Raw genomic sequence first — 21140 nt, forward strand, 5'->3', positions numbered from 1 at the left:
CGAGGGCGCAGGAGCGGCTGAAGCCCGCACTCGGCCGCCGTGATGGGGCGGTGGCGTCAGGCGCGCAGCGCCGCGACGGACTCCTCGAGGCGGCGCGCGGTGCCCGAGAGCTCGTCGGCGGCGGTGCGGATCGTCGCGATCCCGTCGAGCGAGCGCTCCTGCCGCTCCTCGACGCCGCCGATCCCGGACTCGATGCCGCGGCCTGCGCGCGCGGCCTCCGCGACGGCCTGCGCCATCTGCGCGGTCGTCGCGGTCTGCTCCTCGACGGCGCCCGCGATGGTCGTCTGGTAGTCGTCGATGCGGGACACGACGTCGCTGATCCGCGAGATCTCCTCGACCGCACGGCTCACGGCCGACTGGATCTGGTCGACCTGGTCGCCGATCTGCCCGGTCGCGCGGGCCGTGGCCTGCGCGAGGTCCTTGACCTCGCCCGCGACGACGGCGAACCCCTTGCCGGCCTCGCCCGCGCGCGCGGCCTCGATGGTCGCGTTGAGCGCGAGCAGGTTGGTCTGCTCGGCGATGCCCGTGATGACCTTGACGACCGAGCCGATCTGCGCCGAGGACTCGCCGAGCTCGGCGACCGAGCGCTGCGTCTCCTCGGCGATCCGCACGGCGTCGGCGGCGATCGCGGCCGCGTCGGCGGTGGTGCGGGAGATCTCGCCGATCGACGCGTCCATCTGGTGAGCGCCCGCCGCGACGGACTCGACGCGGTCGGCGACCTCGCCCGCGCCGACCGACACGCCGCGCAGCTGCTCCGTCGACTCCTGCACCGCGACCGTGAGCTCCTGCGAGGACCCGACGAGCGTCGCGGCGGCCTCGGCGACGGCACGCGCCGAGGTCGTCACCTCGGTCGTCGCGGCCGTCGTGCGGTCGAGGGTCCCGTTGAGCGCCATCGCGAGCCGGTCGAGCTCGGTGCGCTCGCGGCCGGTGTCCAGGCGCGCGCTGGAGTCGCCCGACGCGAGTGCGTCGGTGGCCTGCCCGAGGGGACGCACGATCGAGCGCTGCACCGCGATCCCGGCGCCGGCCAGCACGAGCAGCACCGCGAGCGACACGCCGATCACGGGCACCGCGTCGGCGAGCGCCGCGGCCTGCACGTCGTCGACGTAGATGCCCGAGCCCACGACCCAGCCCCACGGCTCGTAGCCCGCGACGTACGAGATCTTGGGCTGCGGGTCCTCGGCGCCCGGCTTGGGCCACTGGTACGCGACCGTCCCGGCGCCGTCGGCCTCGACGACCTCGACCATGCGGACGAACAGCTTGAGCCCGTCCGGGTCCTCGTAGTCGCCGAGCGGTGTGCCGTCCATCTCGGGCTTGATCGGGTGCATGAGCATCGTCGGGCCCATGTCGTTGACCCAGAAGTACTCGTCGCCGCCGTAGCGCATGGTCCCGATCGTCGCGAGGGCGCCGGCCTGCGCCTCCTCGACCGTGACCTCGCCGCTCTGCGCGCGGGCCGCCCACGCCTCGACGACTCCCAGCGCGGACTCGACCACGTGCTGCGTCGCGGTGGAGCGCTCGGCGAGGATGCGCCGCTCGACACCGCCCACCGCGACCGCGGTGAGGATCAGCAGTCCGATCGCGGTGAGGACCACGAGCGCGGCCATGCGGGTGCGGATCCGGAACTGGCTCACGATGGCCTCCTGGGCGTCGGCGCCCCCTGCCGGCTGCCCGGGCGGTCGGACGACGACCCGGGTGCCAGTCCGTCGGCCGTGAGGCACATCCGATGAGGTGAACCGCGGGGTGAAAACCGGGCGGCGCGGGACGAGTGTCCCGCCCGGCCGGCCGTTCAGGGTGCCGTCACGGGCCCGGCGCTCGACGTCGCAAACCGGAGGTGCGCGACGTCCGCGCTGCTCGTGTACCGCGCGAGGCCCAGCCGCAGCGCGGTCACGCGGTACTCGGGCGTGCTCGTCGCCGTCCCGGCCGTGTACGGCTCGCCCGGCGGCGCGCCGGGGCGGTCGGGCTGCACGTTGAGCATGAGCGAGACGACGCTCGGCAGCACCGTGACCAGCGACGACAGCGCCGCCACGAGCGTGCCGGACAGCGTCGCGAGCGTCGCCCCCAGGGTGGTGACGGGCACGACCAGCGCGGTCCGCAGCACGGGTGCGACCAGTCCCAGCAGCGCCGCACCCGAGCCGTTGAGCGCGCCGGTGATCGAGCCCAGCGAGAGCCCGAGGACGCCGAGGACGGTGTTCACGACCGTGCCGGTGATCCCTGTCGCCGTGACGGAGACGGTCGCCGTCGGCGGCACCGCGGTGCCCGCCGCGGAGTCGAGGATCGCCCCGACGGGTGCGGTGAGCTGCACGCGGACCCCCGCGACGTTCACCGTCGTGGGGGTGCCGAGCACGGTCGCGCTCGCCGCCACCGTCGTGGTGAGGTCGACCGTCACGGTCGCGGACCGGACCGCCGTGAGGATCGCCTGGACCACCTGCCCCGTCCACGTGTCGAGCAGCGCACCGACCCGCGTCAGCAGAGGGTTGAGCACCGCGGCGTTCAGCACGACCTCGGTGTTGGGTGGTTGGCTGCTGAGCGCGCCCGGCGCGTAGCCGAGCAGCGCGTCGAGGTCGACGTCGATCACGCCGGACGACAGGTTCAGCGTGACCACGCCGTCGGTGAGCGGTGCCGTGAGCAGGGGGGCGACCGCCCCCGCGACGTTCGGCGTGGAGACCGTGACCGTGCCGGACAGCGGTGCGAGAGTCAGCCCGGCGCCGAGCTGCCCCAGCAGGCCGGTGCGGATCGCCGCGGCGATCGGCCCCGACGTGCCTCCGAGCGTCCCCAGGTTGGTCTGCACCGTGCCGACCGTGGCGTTCACCGCCTGCACGAGCTGCCCCAGCACGGGGCTGGTCGTCCGCAGCCCGAGGTCGGCGACCCCGTAGCTGCGCGTCGCCCCGGTCACCACGCCGTCGCCCCAGAGCATCGCGCGCAGGTCGGCGCAGCCGTCGAGCTGCGCGCTCGACGCGACCGCGCCGACCCGCAGCTGCGCGTCGGCGAGGTTGGTGATCGCCGGCAGCAGCGTGCCGAGCGACACGTAGGCCGGGCCGGGCAGCTGGTCCGACGGGGTCGTCGGCGTCACCTGGACGCCACCGCTGTCGCTCACCAGTCCCGCGGCGCCGGCGGCCGTGCCGTGGCCCGAGACCTGCGCGTACTGGTTGAGGGCTCCCGCCGAGCCGACCGGCAGCCCGACGCCCAGGCCCGTGAGGTCGAGGCCGACCACGCTCAGGGCGCTCGCCGTCAACGGGTTGAGCCGGGTCGCCGTGGGTGCCGACGAGCCGGGGTCGATCGCGGTCGGCGGCGCGACCGTGAGCGTGCCGTCCGCGGTGCGCGTCAGGCGGACCCCCTGCAGCGCGGCGACCGGGTCGAGGTCCGTCCCGAGCAGGCTGCCGGACAGGAAGCGGCCCGCGGAGGTCGCCGCGAACCGCTCGTCCTGGCCGCAGCGCAGCGACGACGTCGCGGTCAGCCCGTGCGTCCACTCGTCCTCGCGCCACGCGGCGGTCGACGTCGAGACGACGGCGGGGGCGGCCACCGCAGCGGCCGCGGCGGCGGCCACGAGGGCCCGGACGGCAGCGCGCATGTCAGCCTCTCCTCGATGTCGACGGTGCGGGGCGACGCGCGGCCCGCAGCAGGCCAGCGCCGAGCCCGAGCGACGCCGCGGCCGCCAGCGCCAGCAGCACGGGGTCGTCGCCGGTGCGCGGCAGCCGCCCGCCGGGGCCGCCGGCGACGGGTGGTGCCCCGGTACCGGGAGCCCCGGGTGCCGGGGCGGACGCGGACGGGGTGGGCACCGGCACGTCGTCGATCGCGACGGCCCGCAGCCCGAGACCGACCGCGTTGTCGAGCCCCATGAGCGTCTCGTCCGCCGCGGCCTCGGGGGAGTCCTCGACGCCGAGCGAGACCAGCAGGTGCTCGGGCGAGCCCGCGACCACGGGGTCCAGCGCGAACAGCGGCCCCGCGCCCGGGTCCGCGGTGCTCGCTCCCGGGGCGAGCCTGGTGATCGCGCGCTCGCCCGCCGCGCACGTCGGCGTGCCCGGGGACTCCTGCCACGGGACGTCGCACCGGCGCACGTCGAGCCAGAGCCCGCGCGGGTGCTCCGCGACGTCGCCCTTGCTGTGGACCTCGACCTCCAGCTCGGCGCGCGAGGCGTCCTCCAGCCGGGCGTCGACCCGCCAGTGCGCCGGTTCGCCCGGCGCGAGCACGAACTGCGCCGGGCTGTGCGACGACGACAGCACGAGCCGGCCCGTCGTGCCCGTCTCGGGCACGTCCTGCATGGCCGTCGCGGCCGATCCCGCCCCCAGCACGACACCGACCACCACGGCGGTCGTCCCCGTCAGCGCGAAGCCCCGTCGCATCGTCGCCCCCTCCCGGTCGTCGCTCGGCCCCCGGCCGCCGTCCCGTCACGCGGTCCGGCGGGCCGTGGTTCCCCTCGCACCCACGGCCCGCCGGTCGTCGTCGCGCGGTCGCTCGGGCCACAGCGCCCACGCCACGAGCGCGGCGACGAGCAGCACCCCGGCGCCGGCCGCCGCCGGCTGCCGGACCGTCTCGAGCACGCGCCCGGCACCCGGCAGCGACGCGACGACGCGACCCGCCGTCGCGACCCGGTACGGGTCGCGGTCGGTGGTCCGGTTCGCGTCGCCCTGCAGCGTCAGGAGCCGCTCCTGCGGCTGCCCCGGCACGTCGTCGATCGCGACGACGCGGTGGGTGACCCGCGCGCCGTCGCCGCGCGGCACGGTCACGACGTCGCCGACCCGCAGGTCGGCCGCCGGGGTCGTGCGGACCACCGCGGCCGTGCCGGCCGGCATGCCCGGCGACATCGACCCGGTGACCAGCACGACGAGCGAGGCCGACAGCGCCCAGGAGGCCACGAGCCACCCGACCACCAGCACGCCGGGCGCCCCGACGGCCACGAGCGCGACGTCGCGCAGCGACCACCCGGTCCGGGCGTGCCCCGGCGCCCGGTGCAGGGCCCGGTCCTGCCGGTGGGCCGCGGCGGTGCGGTGGTTCCGAGCCCGCACCGCGACGGCCGCGCCGTCGACCTCGCCCGTGGTCACGCCGACTCGCCCGCGAACGCCCAGGCGGGCGCGATCGACCGGCCCATGTAGTCGTCGGCCGTGGTGCCCGGTGCCAGCGGCAGCGGGTCGGGCAGCTCGAGCTCGAAGCAGTAGTACTGCACCGAGCCGGCCGCCGCCGCGAGCGTCTGCGTCGCCGAGCCGCCGGTCGTGCCGAGGTCGCCGTCGGCGATGAGCGTCGGGCCCCCCGGCGCGCCGGTGAACGCGCTCGCGTCGCACAGGAACGGCGCGTCGTCGGTGGCGACCCGCACGTCGATCGCGTCGAACAGGAGCCCGCCGGGGTCCGCCGCGGTGATGCCGGTCGCCGTCACCGCGGCCTGCAGGTCGACGTCGCCCGCGATGGACGTGGGCGACGTGCGCAGCGCGACGGGTGCGTACGTCGTGTCGCCGGGTGTGAACGCGGTCGCCGCGGCCGAGAACACCATCTCGCCACCGGGGTTGTCCTCCTCGTCGGTCCACGCGGCTGCGTCCACGGCCGCCGTCGTGTTCTGCTGCACCTCGAACGTCGAGGTCGAGACGCCGGGGCCGCCGGCGCCGTCGCCGCCGAACACCCACTCCACGTCGGTCCACGCCGCGAGCGTCGCGACGCCTCCCACCCCCAGGACGGTTCCGGCCGCCGTGAGCGCGAACGCCTTGCGACGCCGCTGCGTGCGCCTGCCCTCGTCGACCACCTTCGTCGTCGTCCCGTGCTTCACCATGTCCCACCCCACCGGTCGTCGGTCCTCTCGGAGCCGTGGGCGGTGCTCCGTCCACGACGTCCCGGACGCTAGGTCCGCACCGAGGGACGAATCGGACGCACCGTGACGGTTCCGTACCGGACGGGCGCAGGGATCCGTGTTCGCAGGTCCGGCATGGGTGAAGGAACCCAGTAGCGGTCGGTGGTGAGGCCTGCGACTACGTACGGTGGGACGGACGAGCCTCCCCCCGGCGCGTCGGCAGGGGGCAGGGGGGACCAGGGGGCACGGCATGACGACGACACGGCTTGACCGGCACGACGGCCAGGACGGGACGGTGATCGGCGAGGACCGCGACGCGCGCGCGGTGCTCGACGACGCGACGACGGGCCGCGGCGCCCTGTTGGTGGGGCCGCTGGGCTCGGGCAAGACGCACCTCGTGCGGGCGGTCGTGACGCTCATGCGCGACGCGGGCCTGGACCCGCTCGTGCTGCGCGCCGCCGCACCGCTCGCGTCGCTCCCGCAGGGCGTCCTCGACGACGAGGGGGTCGCACGGCTCGACGCCGCGTCGCCCGCGGCACCGCTCGTCGTCGTCGTCGACGACGCCGAGGACCTCGACGACACGACCGTGGACCGCCTCGTGCGGGGCCTCGCGCGCGGCAGCGTGCACCTGGTGCTCGCGATCGCGCCGCGTCGCGACGGCGAGCCGGCGCGCGCCGTGGCGGTCCGCGCCCGGCTGGTCGACCTGTGGCTCGCGCACCGGCTGGTGCGGCACGACCTGCGTGAGCCGGAGCGGGCCGACGCCGACGCGCTGGTCGACGCGTTCGGCGGCGGGCACCCGCTGGACCGCGCGACCCGGCGCATCCTGGTCGCGCGCGCCCGGGGGTCGCGCACCGTGCTGCGCGAGCTCGTCGCCGAGGCGGTGCGCCGCGACCGCGCCGGCGGCGACCCGCTGGAGCTGCCGCTGGACCTCGTCGAGGTGCCGGGCCTGCGCGACGCGCTGACGGCGGAGGCGGGGACGTTCGGGCCCGGCGTGCAGGAGGCGCTGGTCGTGCTGCGGCACCTGCCGGGCCTGCCTTACAGCGAGGCGTGCCTCGTGCTCGGCGCCGAGCGGGTCGACGGCCTGGTGACGCGCCGGCTCGCGATGGTCGACGACGGCCCCCGGCGCGGGCTGCACGTCCGCCGGCTCACCGCGCTGGTCGTCGAGCAGCAGCTCGGCGACGCCGCGGTCGAGGGCGTGCTGGCGGGTGTCGAGCAGTACGTGCTGGAGCGGGCGACGGGCCCGGTGTCGGACGTGCTCGCGTCGTTCGTGGTGGCGCGCGCGTCGGTGCGCTCGCCCGACGAGGGGTGGAACGCCGCGCACCCGTCGACGTGGGCGCGCCTGGTCGTGGGCGCGGCGCGCTACGCCAACGGCACGGGACGGCACGAGCGGTCGCTCGCGTGGACGACGATGCCAGGCGTGCCCGCCACCGCGCCCGAGGTGCTGCTCGAGCGCGCGGTCGCGCTGCTCGCGCTGCGCGAGGACGCGCGGGCGCGCGTCGAGCTCGAACGCGTCGAGCCCGAGCGGCTCGGGCCGTCGAGCCTCCTGCGGTACGTGCGCTGCTGGACGGACCTCGTGCGGTGGATGCCTCCCGACGCGCGCGTCGAGGTGCCGACCTTCCCCGAGCACGTGCGGGGCGTCGCGCGGGCCGAGCTGGTGCTGCTGCGCGCCGAGCGGGCGGCGCTCGTGCTCGACTGGGACCGCGCGCTGATCGCGGCGCGCCACGCGCTCGACGGTGCCGCGCACCCGCGGACGGCGGTGCGGGCGGCCGCGCTCGCGACGTTCGCGGCCGTCGTGCTGGGTGCGCACCCCGAGGCGGAGCGGCTCGCGCGGGAGACGCGCGCGCTGCTGCGCGACCCGGTCGGCGGGCGCACGGTCGGCCTCGGCGACGAGCTGTGGGCGCTGTGTGTGCTCGCGGCCGCTGCGGCCCTGGGCGGTCACCGCCCCGACGACCTCGAGGACTGGGTGGTCGCGTGCACGCTCGCCGCCGGGGTCCGCGGCGGCCCGGCGGAGATCGGGCTCGTCAACGTCGCGTGGGCGTGCCTCGCGTTCGACCGTGGCGACGGTGCCGCGGTCGTCGAGGAGCTCGCGGCCGCGGCCTCACGCATGCCCGCCGGCCAGGCCGGGGTGCTGCGGGCCCTGCTGGTCTGCGCGCTCGGGTCGTCACGGGCGGCGCTCGGGGACGACGCCGGTGCACGGCGCACGCTCGCGACGGTACCGGCCGAGCACCGCGCCTTCCCGCTGGTCGACATGGGGGCGCGCGTGGTCGAGGCGTGGCCCGCGGCGCACGACGCGACGCCGGTCGACCTGAAGCCGGTGCGTGCGGCCGTCGCGGCGGCGCCGCGCCTCGAACGGATCGTGCAGCGACTGACCGTGGCGGGCGGGCGTGTCGGGATCGCGCCGGACGCCGACGCCGGGGCGTCCGTGCCGGGCCGCGTCGACGCCGTGCTGTCGGACCGTGAGCTCGAGGTCGCCCTGCTCGTGGGTCAGGGGCTGACGAACCGCGAGGTCGCGGACCGGCTGGTGCTCTCCGTGCGGACGGTCGAGTCGCACGTCTACCACGCGTGCCGCAAGCTCGGGATCCCGTCGCGGCGCGAGCTCGCCCGGGTGGTGGTGACCACCGGCGTCGGTCGGCGGGGGTGACGCCTCGTCGTGCCCGTGGCCGCCGGGGCGGGTGTCAGCGCGTGCGTCGGCCCCCGCCGCCGCGGGGGCGTCCGTCGCCGCGTCCCGGGGTGCGGGGCGTCGGCCGGCCCGTCCGCCGCGGCGTCGGCGCGTCGCCGCCGCGGCCGTCGGGCCCACCCCGACCGGTGCCGCGCCCGCCGCGGTCCCCGCCGGCCGACGGCGCGTCCCCGCGCGAGCTGCCCGCGGTGCGGCCGCGCACGATCCCGACGAGCTCCTGCGCGTGCGGGTGCTCGGCGTCGGTCCGCCACACGAGCGCGAGCCGTGACCCGGGCGCGTCGGGCACGGGGCGCACGGTCGTGCCGCGCCGGTCGTGCAGGCGCGCGAGCGCGTGCGGCACGACGAGCAGCCCGGCGCCGCTCGCGACGAGGTCGGCGCCCGTCGCGGCGTCCGGCACCTCGACGACGTCGACGCCGGGCGGCGTCCACCCGAGCACGTCGTCCGCGGGGATCAGCAGCGTCTCCCCCGCGAGGTCCGCGACGTCGACCTCGTCGACGACCGTGAGCACGTGGTCGGCAGGCACGACGACGACGGTCGTCTCGGTCCACAGCGGCACGACCGCCCAGCCGTCGCGCGTCGTGGGCGTCGTCGTGGGCAGGCCCGGGGGCGGCGTGAGTGCCGCGCCGTCGGCGGGTGCGGGCGGCAGTCGCAGCACGGCCGCGTCGATGTCGCCCGCGAGCACCGCGGCGACCGCGGCGGCGGGCTCGGCGTGCACGACGTCGAGCGGGTCGTCGGGCAGGCGCTCGCGCCACACGCGCGACCACCGGTCGGGGCTGGTGCCGGGCACCAGGAGCAGCCTCACCGGACGCGCCGCACGACGACGTCGGTGACCTCGTGGCCCAGGTCGAGGCCACGCTGCTCGAACCGCGTCACGGGCCGGTGCGCGGGCCGCCCGACCGCGCCGCCGGTCAGGTCGGGGTCGGCGGTGAGCACGTCGACCATCTGCGTCGCGTAGTCCGCCCAGTCGGTCGCGACGTGCAGCGTGCCGCCGACGCGCAGCCGGTCGCGCAGCAGCGCGACGTGCGCGGGCTGCACGAGGCGGCGCTTGTGGTGGCGGGCCTTGGGCCACGGGTCGGGGAAGAACGCGTGCACCGCGTCGAGCGACCCGGGTGCGACCGCGGTGCGCAGCAGGCGCAGCGCGTCGCCGTGCGCGACCCGCACGTTCGTCAGGCCCTCGCGCTCGACGAGCAGCAGCAGCGCGGCGACGCCCGGCAGGTGCGCCTCGACCGCGAGCCAGTCGCGGTCGGGGTCGGCGGCGGCCATCGCGGCGGTCGCGTCGCCCATGCCCGAGCCGATCTCGACGACCAGCGGCGCGGTGCGGCCGAACAGCGCGGCCGTGTCGAGCAGCCCGTCGGGCGTGCGCGGCGGCGGCACGCGGTCGTTGTCGACCGAGAAGCCCCAGCGGTCGAAGAGCCGCTCGAGCGCGTCGGTGCGGTCCCGCCCCAGGGGTGCGCGGCGCGGGTGGAACGTGCGCAGCGGCTCGTGGGGTCGCGACGCGCGGTGGGTGAAGACGTCGGGCCGCACGGGCCCACCCTACGCAGCCGTGCTCCGTGGCCCGCTCCGGCGAGCGTCAGGCGGTCGCGTCGTCCGGCTGCTCGACCAGCGCGAGGACCTCGCCCGCAGGCCCGCGGACCAGCAGCACGCGCCCGTAGGGCGTGTCCTCGGGGCCGCTGACCACCTCGCCGCCGAGGTGGGCGACCAGGGGCGCGATCGCGTCGGCGTCCTCGACCGCGACGTACCAGGTCCACGCGGCGGGCACGTCGCCCGCGCCGGGCCCGTAGCCGCCGACGCCCGCGGCGGGCGAGCCGCCGATGCCGAGCGACGTGTACGTGAAGTCGGGCGCGCTCATGTCCTGCTGCTCGTACCCGAACAGGGCCGTGTAGAAGCGGCGCGCGGCGGCCGGGTCGTGCGACATCTGCTCGGCCCACACGAACGCGCCGGGCACGTCGGTGACCTCCCAGCCCGTCTGCCGGCCCGACTCCCACAGCCCGACGGTGGCACCGGTCGGGTCGATCAGCACCGCGCGGCGGCCCAGGTCGAGCTCGGTGGTGGGGCCCATGAGGACGGTGGCACCGGCCTCGACGGCGCGCGCGGTGCTCGCGCTGACGTCGTCGGTCGCGAGGTAGACGCACCACCCCGCGGGGCTCGGCACGTCGGCGACCGCGAGGCCGGCGACCGCGCAGCCGTCGAGCGTCGCCGTGACGTACCCGCCCGTCTCGGGCCCGCCGACCACGAACTGCCAGCCCAGCAGGCCGCCGTAGAACCGCTGCGTGGGCGCGAGCTCCGTGACGACCATGTCCGCCCAGCCGGGGACGCCGGCGGGCCATGGGCTGGGGCTCAGGGTCACGGCACGGCTCCTGCGGGTCGAGGGCCGCGCGCGGGACCGCGGCGGCGGAGCACAGCCAACCACTCGTGCCCGCGTCGCGCACCACGGGTCCGCGTGCTACGCCAGGACCATGACCGACGTCACGCGCCCGTCACCGCCCGACCGCACCGCCCCCGAGGGTGCCGCGGACGGCGACGAGGCGCCCGCGGGCGACGCGCTCGACGCGCTGACGCCGCCCGGCGACGACGAGCCGGGCGGCGAGTCCACGCTCACAGTCGTGCTCGCGCTCGCGGCCAACGCGCTCGTCGCCGTCGCCAAGACGGTCGCGGCCGTGCTGACGGGCGCGGCGTCGATGCTCGCCGAGGCCGCGCACTCGTGGGCGGACACCGGCAACGAGGTATTCCTGCTGGTCGCGCAGCGCCGCGCCGCCCGCGCCCCGGACGCCGCGCACCCGTTCGGGTACGGCCGCGAGGTCTACGTGTGGTCGATGTTCGCCGCGATCGGGCTGTTCGCGGTCGGGGCCGGGGTGTCGGTCACGCACGGCGTGCAGGAGCTCCTCCACCCCGAGCCGGCGACCGACTTCCCGGTCGCGTACCTCGTGCTCGCGATCGCGTTCGTGCTCGAGTCGGTGTCGTTCGTGCAGGCGTGGCGGCAGTCGCGCGCCGAGGCGCGCCGCCGCGAGCGGGGCCTGCTGGAGCAGGTGCTCGCGACGTCCGACCCGACCGTGAGGGCCGTGTTCTTCGAGGACGCGGCCGCGCTGGTCGGCATCGTCATCGCCGCCGCGGGCATCGCGGCGCACGAGGTCACGGGCTCGAGCGTGCCCGACGCGGTCGGGTCGATCCTCGTCGGGCTGCTGCTCGGGTACGTCGCGTTCGTGCTCATCGGCCGCAACCTGCGCTTCCTGGTCGGCGAGACCGTGGACCCCGTGCTGCAGGCCGCGGCGCTGCGGCGTCTGCTCGCGCTGCCGCAGGTCGCCCGCGTCACGCAGCTGCACATCGAGGTCGTCGGTGCGCGGCGCGTGCTGCTCACCGGGGCCGTCGACCTCGTGGGCGACCCGGGGGAGGAGGAGGCGTCGCACCTGCTCGCCGCGGTCGAGCGGGACGTGCGTGCGATCCCCGGCGTCGTCGGCGTCGTGCTGTCGCTGGCAGAGCCGCACGAGCCGTCGCTCGTGCCGCCGCCCGCCTGAGCCGACGGGTGGTCACCCGCCCGGGCCGTCAGGACGCCGGGCCTCAGCCGACGCGCTCGTGCAGGAACGTCACGACCTCGCCCAGGTACCGCTCGCGCACGTCGGGCGCGGACAGCGCGAGGTCGTGCGCACCGCCCGGCACCTCGACGTACGTCACGTCGGTCCCCAGCAGGTGCGCACGGGCGGCGATCTGCGCGGGGTCGAGCACCGAGTCGGTCGACAGCAGCGCGTCGTGCTCGACGTCGTCGGGCCCGGCCGCGTCGGACGCGAGCACGAGCACGGGCACGTCGATCGTCAGCCCGCGGGCCACGCGCGCGTGCCCGCGACGCACCGTGCGGACGAAGCCCGCCCGCACCGGGAAGCCCTCGTGCGGCTTCCAGGTCAGGTCGTAGTCCCACTCGCCGCCCGTCGCGGCGTGCAGCGCGCGGCCGTAGTGCGGTGCCAGGCTCCGCAGCCGGACCTGCGGCGCGACGCGTCCGACGCGGTCGATCACGCGCGTCACGACCGCCCGCTCGGTCCACGAGCCGCGCAGGTCCAGCCACGGCGAGTTCAGCACGAGCGCGTCGACGAGCCCGAGCCCGCGCCGCGCGTCTGCCCAGAGCGCGGCCGTGAGGCCGCCCGTCGAGTGGCCCAGCAGCACGACGTCGTCGTGCTCCAGCCGCACGGCGCGCACCGCGGCGTCGATCTCCTGCGCGTACACCGCCAGGTCGGTCGTCTCGTTGGGCGGCCGCCCGGGCCGGATCGACCGGCCGTGGTCGCGCAGGTCCAGCGCGTAGGTGTCCCAGCCGGCAGCGGCGAGCGCGTCGCCGACGTGCGTCTGGAAGAAGTAGTCGACGAACCCGTGCAGGTACAGCACGGCGCGTCGCGACGGCTCACCGTCGGGCACGCGGCGCACGAGCGTCGCGACGGGGTCGACGCCGGTGCGGCGCGCGACGTCGTCGGGCCGCAGGTGCAGCGTGCGCGACCGCCAGCGGTCGCCGAGCACGTCGGACGTCTCGCGGTCCCACAGGTCGCGCCTCGCGCGCGCGTCGTCGTCGGCCACGTGCTCGATCCTGCCACGCGGCGTCGTGGTCGGCGGGGGTGAGGTCCCGCGAGCGGCGGTCCTGGACGGGCGTCCAGGAAGATCGGGTGAACACCGGGTGAAGTGGACTTACGTCCCCTCCTGCGGGCACGCGCGCTGCCGATGGACCCACCGGCCGGGAGGCGCCCGACCACGGAGAGGCGGTCGCATGCACGCGGTGCCGGTGGTCCCCAGCGGAGTCGAGCGCACGTTCGGGCGGGACGAGATCATCGTCTCCAAGACCGACCCGCGGGGCAGGATCACGTACGCGAACGACGTGTTCCTGCGGGTCAGCGGGTACGCCGAGGCCGACCTGGTCGGACGGCCCCACAACGTCATCCGGCACCCCGACATGCCGCGCGCGGTGTTCCAGGTGCTGTGGGACGCGATCACCGCGGGCCACGAGGTGTTCGCGTACGTGCTCAACCTCGCGGCCGACGGCGCGTCGTACTGGGTGCTCGCGCACGTCACGCCGACCTTCGGCCCCGACGGCGCGATCGTCGGGCACCACTCGAACCGGCGCTGGCCGCAGCCGTCGGCGGTCGCGGCCGTGCAGCCGCTGTACCGCCGGCTGCTCGACGTCGAGCGCGCGCAGCCCACCGCCAAGGCGGCGGTCGCGGCGTCGACGGCCGCGCTGCACGACCACCTCGCGGACGCCGGGACGACGTACGACGAGCTGGTGTGGTCGATCATCTCCGACTCCGAGGAGGCCTGACGTGGCTCGACGTGCACCCGCCCCTCAGGCGCCCGCGGGCGTCGGGCCCGAGGCGCTGGAGCTCATCACGCAGGTGCTGCGCGCCGCGGCCGACGGCGACCTGGAGCGCCGCGTGCCGCCCGTCGGCCCCGAGCTCGAGGAGCTGCGGACCTCCCTGAACCGCGTGCTCGACGTCGTCGACGCGTACGTGCGCGAGTCCGGCGCGACGCTCGAGGCCGCGTCCCACGGCCGCTACCACCGGCGGCTGCTCACGCGCGGCCTGCCCGGCACGTTCCGGGTGGGGGCGCGCCGCATCGACGGCTCGCGGGAGGCGCTGGCCGCCGCGGCGGCGCAGCTCGCCGGTCAGCAGGAGCTGCGGGACCAGGTCGTCGACCAGGCCGTCGAGGTGTCCTCGCACGTCGCCGCCGCGTCGGTCGAGCTCGGGGCCTCCGCGGCGACGCTCGCCGAGTCGTCCCGCGCCGGCCTCAGCCAGGTCGACGCCGCGGGCGCCGCCGTGCGCGCGCTCGAGGACACCTCGGGCCGGATCGGCGAGGCCGCCGGCACGATCCGCGAGGTCGCGGCACGCACGCGCCTGCTCGCGCTCAACGCGACCATCGAGGCCGCGCACGCGGGCCACGCGGGCGCGGGGTTCGCGGTCGTCGCCGGCGAGGTGCGACGGCTCGCGGACGAGGCGGCGGCGTCCTCCGACCGGATCGCGGGCGACGTCGCCGCGGCGCAGCAGGCCGCGACGCACGGCGTCGAGGTGCTCGCCGGGCTGGGCGAGGTCATGCAGGAGATGGACGGCCAGGTCGTCGCGATCGCGCAGGCCGCCGGCGACGCGGGTCTCGCCCGGCTGGCCGAGCAGCTGCGCGACGAGGTCGGGCGGGTCGCGCAGATCTGACCCGCCCGACCTCCGCGGCGCGACGCCGGCCCGGCGTCCTGCCGCGCGTCAGGCGACCGACGCCACCGGGGTCGCGACGCGCATCGGACGCGCGGCGACGTGGCCCTGCTGCGCGACGTCCACGGCCACGGACGTGAGCCGCACGGTGCCGTCGCGCTCGACCTCGACGGTCGACACCGACGCGTTGGGCAGGGGGACCAGGCCCACGTCGTCGACCGTCGCGAGGTACGCGCCGAGCGCGAGGCCGTGGCCGACGACGAGGACGTGACCCTCGTCGTGCGTCGCCGCGATGCGCGCGAAGACGTCCCGCGTGCGGTCCATGAAGTCGCGGCCGCTCTCGCCGCCCGGCAGGCCGGGGTGGGTCCCGGCGAGCACGTCGGCGACGAGGTCGGGCCAGGCGACGACCTCGTCGAGCACGCGCTCGGCCTTCTGCTCGTACACGCCGAACGCGTACTCCAGCAGGCCGGGGTCGGTGCGCAGCGGCACGTCGGGGTGGTGGCGCAGCAGCTCGACGGCCGTCGCGACGGCGCGTCCCGACGGCGACGCCCACGCGGCGGCGAACGGCGTCGCGGCGAGGTGGCGCGCGGTGGTCCGGACGCCGGCTCGGCCGTCGCGCGTGAGGGGGGAGTCGCAGCGGCCCTGCAGGATGCGGCGCGCGTTGAAGTGGGTCCGCCCGTGGCGGACGAGGGTCATGGTGAGGGTCATCGGTGCCCTGCTCTCTGCTCGTCGGTCGCGCCCGACGCTAGGAGCCGTGGGTGGCGGGGCGGTGACGACGGCGTGACAGCGGGCCGACGCGTGGGCGGCGGGCACCTGCGGGTCCGTCAGCCCGGCGACCACGCCGCGCGCAGGTCGGTCCGTGCGAAGTCGTCCCCGACGAACAGCAGGGGCTCGTCGAGCGCGGACGCGAGCGCGTAGGAGAAGCAGTCCCCGAGGTCGAGGCGCGCCGGGTGCCCGCTGCCACGGCCGAACTCGCGGTAGGCCTCGGCCGCGAGGCGCGCGTGCTCGGGGGTGAGGGCGACGACCTCGACGCCCAGCCGGTCGAGGAGGTGCTCGACGCGTCGCCGCTGCTGCGGGGCGCCGCGCTGCGCCACGACGGCCGACAGCTCGACGAACGTCGCGGCGGACATGCGCGCGCGGGGGGCGCGCAGGACGGTGCGGGCGAGCGCCTCGGCGTGCGGCTCCCCGAGCAGGATCGCGACGACGGCCGACGTGTCGACGATCACCGGGGCAGCCCCAGCTCGTCGTACAGGTCGGCGTCGGCGTCGGCGATGCGGGCCCGGTCCTGCGGGGTCAGGTCGGCCCGGTACTCGACGAGCAGGTGCTGCACGTCGACCCAGCGGGTGTCGACGTGCCCCGTCGGCGCCAGGGACTCGACCTCGGCCAGGCGCCGCGCGACCGCGTCCTCGACCGCCGCGGTCTGCGACTGGCCCGTGAGGTGCGCGAGGCGGCGGACGAGCGCGTGGGTCCGCTCGTTCTTGATGTTGAGCGACATGGGCCGATTCTACCGAGGTGCCTCGTCGTGTCTACCGTGGTAGACGTCCCGTCGGTGCTCCGTGGTCGACGTGACGCGTGAAGTTGAGCGGAATAGACTCAAGTTCGTCAGTGGTTGGGACTGGCAGACACATCCCGACGACGTGCGTCACCCGCACAGGAGGAACCCTTGGACGCGAAGTTCACGACCCGCTCGCAGGAGGCGCTCGGCGACGCCATCCAGTCCGCGAGCGCCGCCGGCAACCCCCAGCTCGAGCCGGCCCACGTCCTCGACGCGCTGCTGCGCCAGGACGGCGGCGTCGCCAACGGCCTGCTCGACGCCGTCGGAGCCGACCGCGGCGCGCTCGGGCGCGCGGTGCGCGGCATCCTCGTCAACCTGCCGTCCTCGACCGGCTCGTCCGTCGCGCAGCCCAGCGCGTCACGCCAGACCGCCGCCGCGATCGAGGCCGCCAACGCCGAGGCCCGCTCGCTCGGCGACGACTACGTGTCCACCGAGCACCTGCTCATCGGCCTCGCGGCCGGGCAGTCCGGCGTCGCCGACGCGCTGCGCGCCGCCGGCGCCTCGCGCGACGCGCTCGTCGCCGCGCTGCCCACCGTGCGTGGCAACGGGCGCGTCACGAGCCCCAACCCCGAGGGCACGTACAAGGCGCTCGAGCAGTACGGCGTCGACCTCACGCAGCGCGCCCGCGAGGGTCGTCTGGACCCCGTGATCGGCCGCGACGCCGAGATCCGCCGCGTCGTGCAGGTGCTCTCGCGCCGCACCAAGAACAACCCCGTGCTCATCGGCGAGCCCGGCGTCGGCAAGACCGCCGTCGTCGAGGGCCTCGCGCAGCGCATCGTCGCGGGCGACGTCCCCGAGTCGCTGCGCGGCAAGACGCTCGTCTCGCTCGACCTGGCCTCGATGGTCGCCGGCGCCAAGTACCGCGGCGAGTTCGAGGAGCGGCTCAAGGCCGTGCTGGCCGAGATCACCGGCTCCGACGGGCAGATCATCACGTTCATCGACGAGCTCCACACCGTGGTCGGCGCGGGCGCCGGCGGCGAGGGAGCGATGGACGCGGGGAACATGCTCAAGCCCATGCTGGCCCGCGGCGAGCTGCGCCTGGTCGGCGCCACCACGCTCGACGAGTACCGCGAGCGCATCGAGAAGGACCCCGCGCTCGAGCGCCGCTTCCAGCAGGTCTTCGTCGGCGAGCCGTCGGTCGAGGACACCGTCGCGATCCTGCGCGGCCTGCGCGAGCGGTACGCCGCGCACCACCGCGTCGAGATCTCCGACGGTGCGATCGTCGCCGCCGCGACCCTGTCCGACCGGTACATCACCGGCCGTCAGCTGCCCGACAAGGCCATCGACCTCATCGACGAGGCCGCGTCGCGGCTGCGCATGGAGCTCGACTCCTCGCCCGTCGAGATCGACGAGCTGCAGCGCGCCGTCACGCGCCTGGAGATGGAGGAGCAGTTCCTCGAGACGGCCGACGACCCCGCGTCGCGCGACCGGCTCGAGAAGCTGCGCGCCGACCTCGCCGACCGCCGCGAGGAGCTCGCGGCGCTCAACGCGCGGTGGGAGAAGGAGAAGGCCGGCCACAACCGGGTCGGCGACCTGCGGGCGCGGCTCGACCAGCTGCGCGCCGACGCCGACCGTGCGCAGCGCGACGGCGACCTCGCGACCGCCGGGCGGATCATGTACGGCGAGATCCCCGCGGTCGAGAAGGAGATCGCCGACGCCGAGGCGTCCGAGGCGGCGCTCGACGGCGAGCTCGCGACCGAGCAGACCCCGATGATCGCCGAGAAGGTCGGGCCCGACGAGGTCGCCGAGGTCGTCGCCGCCTGGACCGGCATCCCCGCGGGTCGGCTGCTCGAGGGCGAGACGCAGAAGCTCCTGCGCATGGAGGACGTCCTGGGCGAGCGGCTCATCGGGCAGCAGAAGGCCGTCGCGGCCGTGTCCGACGCTGTGCGCCGCGCGCGGGCCGGGATCTCCGACCCCGACCGTCCGACCGGCTCGTTCCTGTTCCTCGGGCCCACCGGCGTCGGCAAGACCGAGCTCGCGAAGTCGCTCGCGGACTTCCTGTTCGACGACGAGCGCGCCATGGTGCGCATCGACATGAGCGAGTACGGCGAGAAGCACTCGGTCGCCCGGCTCGTCGGCGCACCCCCGGGGTACGTCGGCTACGAGGAGGGCGGTCAGCTCACCGAGGCCGTGCGGCGCCGGCCGTACTCGGTCGTGCTGCTCGACGAGGTCGAGAAGGCGCACCCCGAGGTGTTCGACGTGCTGCTGCAGGTGCTCGACGACGGGCGCCTGACGGACGGCCAGGGCCGCACGGTCGACTTCCGCAACGTCATCCTCGTGCTGACGTCGAACCTCGGCTCGCAGTTCCTCGTCGACCCGACGCTCGACGAGGCGTCGAAGCGTGACGCCGTCATGGGCGCCGTGCGGGCGGCGTTCAAGCCGGAGTTCCTCAACCGGCTCGACGACGTCGTGCTGTTCGACGCGCTGACGATCGCGGAGATCGGGCGGATCGTCGACCTGCAGGTCGACGCGCTCGCGCAGCGGCTCGCGGACCGTCGTCTCACGCTCGACGTCTCCGAGGGTGCGCGCGAGTGGCTCGCGCTCGAGGGCTACGACCCCGCGTACGGCGCGCGCCCGCTGCGCCGCCTGGTGCAGAAGGAGATCGGCGACCGGCTCGCGCGCAGCCTGCTCGCGGGCGAGGTGCGCGACGGCGACACCGTCCACGTCGACCTCGCCGACGGCGGTCTGACGGTGCACGCGACGCGCTGACCGGTCCGCGTCGACCCCGCCCGTCCGGCGGGGTCGACGCGCGCACCGCAGGATGGCGTGGCAGCATCCGTCGTCATGCTGCCGCCCGCGCCCGCCACCGTCCTGCACGCCGCGGCCGGTGCCGGCACCGAGCTCACCGGCCTCGCGGGGTGGGTCGTGCAGGTCATCGACACGCTCGGCCCCGTCGGCGTCGGCCTGCTGGTCGCGCTCGAGAACCTCTTCCCGCCCATCCCGTCCGAGGTCGTCCTGCCCGTCGCCGGGTACGTCGCGTCGCAGGGCGGCATGTCGCTCGCGTGGGCCGTCGTCGCCGCGACCCTCGGCGCGCTGGTCGGCGCGTGGGCGCTGTACGGCCTCGGCGCGTGGGTCGGGCGCGACCGCATCCGCCGCTGGCTCGAGCGCATCCCGCTCATGGAGGTCGAGGACCTCGACCGTGCCGAGGGCTGGTTCGAGCGCCACGGCGGCGTCGCCGTGCTCGTCGGCCGCTGCGTCCCCGTGGTGCGCAGCCTCATCTCGGTCCCCGCGGGTGTCGAGCGGATGCCGTTCTGGCGCTTCTCGCTCTACACGCTCGTCGGCTCGACCGTCTGGAACGGCGGGCTCGTGTGGGCCGGGTACCTGCTCGGCTCGCAGTGGGAGGACGTCGGCCGCTACAGCGACTGGCTCAACGCCGCCGTGTACGTCGTCATCGTCGGCGTCGTCGTGCACTTCGTCTGGGCGCGCACGGGCGCACGGGAGCAGCGGCGACGCGCCGCCCGCGCGGCGCGCGAGGGGGACGGGGGCCCCGCCGACGGCTGACGCGCGTCAGCCCGCGGGCGTCGCCGTCCCGTCGAGGAACGACCCCGTGACCGGCGCCGTCGGCACCGCGAGGCACAGGCCGGTCCGGTCGCCGCCGTCCCAGCCCTGCTCCGTGGGGGCCCACGTGACGACCCGCACGCCCGCGGCCTCCTCCTCGGCGCTCAGGACGCACGCGCGCGCCACGCGTGCGTCGGCGCCGTCCTGACCGGGCCACACGGCCGCGGCGTCGAACTCGTACTGCGCGACCACCTGCCCGGCGTGCGGCTGCGCGCAGGGCACGACGTCGACGCGGTCGACCTCGCCGTCCTCCGGCAGCGCCGCGAGGCACGAGCCCGTGACGAGCTGCACGACGTGCGCCGACGTGCGTTCCGTGACCTCGGCCGGCAGCGGCCGGCTGCGCGCCGCGGTGACCGCACGCGTCCCCACGACGGCCGCGACCGCGACCACCACGAGCACGCCGACGCCGGCCGCGACCGTGAGGGTCCGCCGCCGGGCGCGCGTCCGGTCGGCGGCGGCCTCCTGCCACCCCGGTGCGTGGTACGTCGGGGCGTACAGGTCGTCCGGGACGTCGCCGCCCGGGCCGTCGGCGGAGGTCAGGGGGTCGCGCCCAGCAGCGAGCCGGTCCGGGGCGCGTCGTCCTCGACGATGCAGTAGCCGACGAGCTGGCCCGCGGCGACCTGGTCCGGGTGCGGCAGCCACGCGTCGTAGTAGCCGCGCGGGCGCAGGCCCGGGTCGATCGCGTCGATGGCGGCCGTGCACTGGTCGAGCGCCGCGCTCATGACCGGATCGTCGGCCGAGAGGTCGGTCGCGGGCGCGCCGGTCGCCGTGAGCAGCGCGACGACCTCGGCCTGGTGCTCCTGCTCGCAGGGCACGACCACCGCGTCGGACAGGTCGTAGTAGCCGGGCAGGATCTCGTAGCACGTGCCCAGCGCGACGTCCTGCGGCAGCGTGTACGTGGGCAGCGCGGCGGCGGAGTCGCCGCCCGTGCCGTCGTCGAGCTGGTCGAGCTGGTCCTGCAGGTCGCCGAACAGGTTGTCCAGGTCCGACGAGCCGCTGCCGCTCCCGCTGCTGTCCTCGAGGTCCTGCAGGAGCTGCTCGAGGCTCTGCCCGCCGAACGCCTCGGACGCCTGCTGGGCGGTGCTCGAGCCCCACGTGGCGAGCGCGACGAACAGCCAGATCATGAAGCCGAGCACGATCGTGCCGACACCGCCGAGGACGATGCCGGTGATCGCGAGCCCGCGGCCGCGCGCGCCCGTGCGCTTGATGCGCGCGAGCGACCCGATGCCGAGGCCGATGCCGATCGGGCCGGGCGCGCCGAGCATCAGCAGCAGACCGGCGCCGGACGTGATGAGCGAGGCGATCGCCAGGCCGTCGACCGGTGCCGCGGGCGGACCCCACGGCCCGGGAGCGGCCGGCGGCGGGCCGTAGCCGCCCCCCGCGGGCGGCGGGGTGCCGTACCCGGGGGCCTGCGGC

At 76.3% G+C, this 21140-nt stretch carries 20 protein-coding genes; 6 read left to right on the plus strand and 14 right to left on the minus strand.

All coding sequences use genetic code 11. The features are described from left to right. Window positions 1–56: 56 nt before the first annotated feature. From ATM99_RS00710 to ATM99_RS00730, 5 genes are all read right to left on the minus strand, one after another. Complete coding sequence (locus ATM99_RS00710) at window positions 57–1628, minus strand: methyl-accepting chemotaxis protein (RefSeq protein WP_223304741.1); 1572 nt, start codon at window positions 1626–1628, stop codon at window positions 57–59. Between the two features lie 155 nt (window positions 1629–1783). Next, window positions 1784–3565 carry a choice-of-anchor G family protein gene (locus ATM99_RS00715; RefSeq protein ID WP_062101046.1) on the minus strand — a complete coding sequence of 594 codons (1782 nt, stop codon included), beginning with the start codon at window positions 3563–3565 and terminating at the stop codon, window positions 1784–1786. Between the two features lies 1 nt (window position 3566). Further along, the gene (locus ATM99_RS00720) at window positions 3567–4337 is read right to left on the minus strand and encodes a hypothetical protein (RefSeq protein ID WP_062101047.1); all 771 of its coding nucleotides are present in this window, start codon (window positions 4335–4337) and stop codon (window positions 3567–3569) included. A gap of 45 nt (window positions 4338–4382) precedes the next feature. Then, window positions 4383–5036: a S26 family signal peptidase gene (locus ATM99_RS00725; RefSeq protein WP_062101048.1), complete on the minus strand. Its 654-nt coding sequence runs from the start codon at window positions 5034–5036 to the stop codon at window positions 4383–4385. Beyond that, a complete protein-coding gene (locus tag ATM99_RS00730; protein ID WP_062101049.1) occupies window positions 5033–5752 on the minus strand; it encodes a SipW-dependent-type signal peptide-containing protein in 720 nt (239 codons plus the stop codon). Before ATM99_RS00730 ends, ATM99_RS00725 begins: the two co-directional genes overlap by 4 nt. Before the next feature lie 268 nt (window positions 5753–6020). Here ATM99_RS00730 and ATM99_RS18760 point away from each other — a divergent pair, with 268 nt between their 5' ends. Next, window positions 6021–8411, plus strand: coding sequence for a LuxR C-terminal-related transcriptional regulator (locus ATM99_RS18760; protein ID WP_062101050.1), 2391 nt, complete (start codon window positions 6021–6023; stop codon window positions 8409–8411). A gap of 34 nt (window positions 8412–8445) precedes the next feature. On the opposite strand, the gene ATM99_RS00740 is transcribed toward ATM99_RS18760, so the two are convergent. From ATM99_RS00740 to ATM99_RS00750, 3 genes are read right to left on the minus strand one after another with little or no spacing between them, the layout of a single operon-like run. Continuing rightward, window positions 8446–9234 carry a LysR substrate-binding domain-containing protein gene (locus ATM99_RS00740; protein WP_223304742.1) on the minus strand — a complete coding sequence of 263 codons (789 nt, stop codon included), beginning with the start codon at window positions 9232–9234 and terminating at the stop codon, window positions 8446–8448. Between the two features lie 11 nt (window positions 9235–9245). After that, window positions 9246–9971: a tRNA (guanosine(46)-N7)-methyltransferase TrmB gene (gene trmB / locus ATM99_RS00745; RefSeq protein ID WP_062101052.1), complete on the minus strand. Its 726-nt coding sequence runs from the start codon at window positions 9969–9971 to the stop codon at window positions 9246–9248. Window positions 9972–10017: 46 nt separating this feature from the next. After that, window positions 10018–10794 (minus strand): VOC family protein, encoded by a 777-nt coding sequence (locus ATM99_RS00750; protein ID WP_150118035.1) that lies wholly within the window; start codon window positions 10792–10794, stop codon window positions 10018–10020. Between the two features lie 109 nt (window positions 10795–10903). Here ATM99_RS00750 and ATM99_RS00755 point away from each other — a divergent pair, with 109 nt between their 5' ends. Continuing rightward, window positions 10904–11959 carry a cation diffusion facilitator family transporter gene (locus ATM99_RS00755; protein ID WP_082659098.1) on the plus strand — a complete coding sequence of 352 codons (1056 nt, stop codon included), beginning with the start codon at window positions 10904–10906 and terminating at the stop codon, window positions 11957–11959. A 43-nt stretch (window positions 11960–12002) separates the two neighbouring features. Here the strand turns inward: ATM99_RS00755 and ATM99_RS00760 are convergent, their stop codons facing one another. Further along, the gene (locus ATM99_RS00760; protein WP_223304743.1) at window positions 12003–13001 is read right to left on the minus strand and encodes an alpha/beta hydrolase; all 999 of its coding nucleotides are present in this window, start codon (window positions 12999–13001) and stop codon (window positions 12003–12005) included. Window positions 13002–13188: 187 nt separating this feature from the next. On the opposite strand from ATM99_RS00760, the gene ATM99_RS00765 reads away from it, so the two are divergent. Then, window positions 13189–13734 carry a PAS domain-containing protein gene (locus ATM99_RS00765; RefSeq protein ID WP_062101054.1) on the plus strand — a complete coding sequence of 182 codons (546 nt, stop codon included), beginning with the start codon at window positions 13189–13191 and terminating at the stop codon, window positions 13732–13734. Window position 13735: 1 nt separating this feature from the next. Next, the gene (locus ATM99_RS19840) at window positions 13736–14614 is read left to right on the plus strand and encodes a methyl-accepting chemotaxis protein (protein ID WP_062101055.1); all 879 of its coding nucleotides are present in this window, start codon (window positions 13736–13738) and stop codon (window positions 14612–14614) included. Window positions 14615–14662: 48 nt separating this feature from the next. Here the strand turns inward: ATM99_RS19840 and ATM99_RS00775 are convergent, their stop codons facing one another. The 3 genes from ATM99_RS00775 to ATM99_RS00785 all read right to left on the minus strand — a co-directional run bounded on the left by ATM99_RS00775 (window position 14663) and on the right by ATM99_RS00785 (window position 16106). Next, window positions 14663–15319 carry a histidine phosphatase family protein gene (locus tag ATM99_RS00775; RefSeq protein ID WP_062101056.1) on the minus strand — a complete coding sequence of 219 codons (657 nt, stop codon included), beginning with the start codon at window positions 15317–15319 and terminating at the stop codon, window positions 14663–14665. A 116-nt stretch (window positions 15320–15435) separates the two neighbouring features. Continuing rightward, window positions 15436–15837, minus strand: a complete 402-nt coding sequence (locus ATM99_RS00780) for a type II toxin-antitoxin system VapC family toxin (protein ID WP_062101057.1) — start codon at window positions 15835–15837, stop codon at window positions 15436–15438. Next, the gene (locus tag ATM99_RS00785; protein ID WP_046529992.1) at window positions 15834–16106 is read right to left on the minus strand and encodes a type II toxin-antitoxin system VapB family antitoxin; all 273 of its coding nucleotides are present in this window, start codon (window positions 16104–16106) and stop codon (window positions 15834–15836) included. Before ATM99_RS00785 ends, ATM99_RS00780 begins: the two co-directional genes overlap by 4 nt. A 168-nt stretch (window positions 16107–16274) precedes the next feature. On the opposite strand from ATM99_RS00785, the gene clpB reads away from it, so the two are divergent. Both clpB and ATM99_RS00795 read left to right on the plus strand, forming a co-directional pair. After that, window positions 16275–18875, plus strand: a complete 2601-nt coding sequence (clpB, locus tag ATM99_RS00790) for an ATP-dependent chaperone ClpB (RefSeq protein ID WP_062101058.1) — start codon at window positions 16275–16277, stop codon at window positions 18873–18875. Window positions 18876–18932: 57 nt separating this feature from the next. Continuing rightward, window positions 18933–19667, plus strand: coding sequence for a DedA family protein (locus ATM99_RS00795; protein WP_223304744.1), 735 nt, complete (start codon window positions 18933–18935; stop codon window positions 19665–19667). A gap of 6 nt (window positions 19668–19673) precedes the next feature. Here the strand turns inward: ATM99_RS00795 and ATM99_RS00800 are convergent, their stop codons facing one another. Beyond that, the gene (locus tag ATM99_RS00800) at window positions 19674–20123 is read right to left on the minus strand and encodes a septum formation family protein (RefSeq protein WP_062101060.1); all 450 of its coding nucleotides are present in this window, start codon (window positions 20121–20123) and stop codon (window positions 19674–19676) included. Between the two features lie 137 nt (window positions 20124–20260). Next, window positions 20261–21140: DUF4190 domain-containing protein (locus tag ATM99_RS00805; protein ID WP_150118036.1), on the minus strand; the 880-nt coding region annotated here is incomplete at its 5' end.

The organism is Cellulomonas sp. B6 (assembly GCF_001462455.1).
In the GTDB taxonomy this organism is placed as follows: Bacteria; Actinomycetota; Actinomycetes; order Actinomycetales; family Cellulomonadaceae; genus Cellulomonas.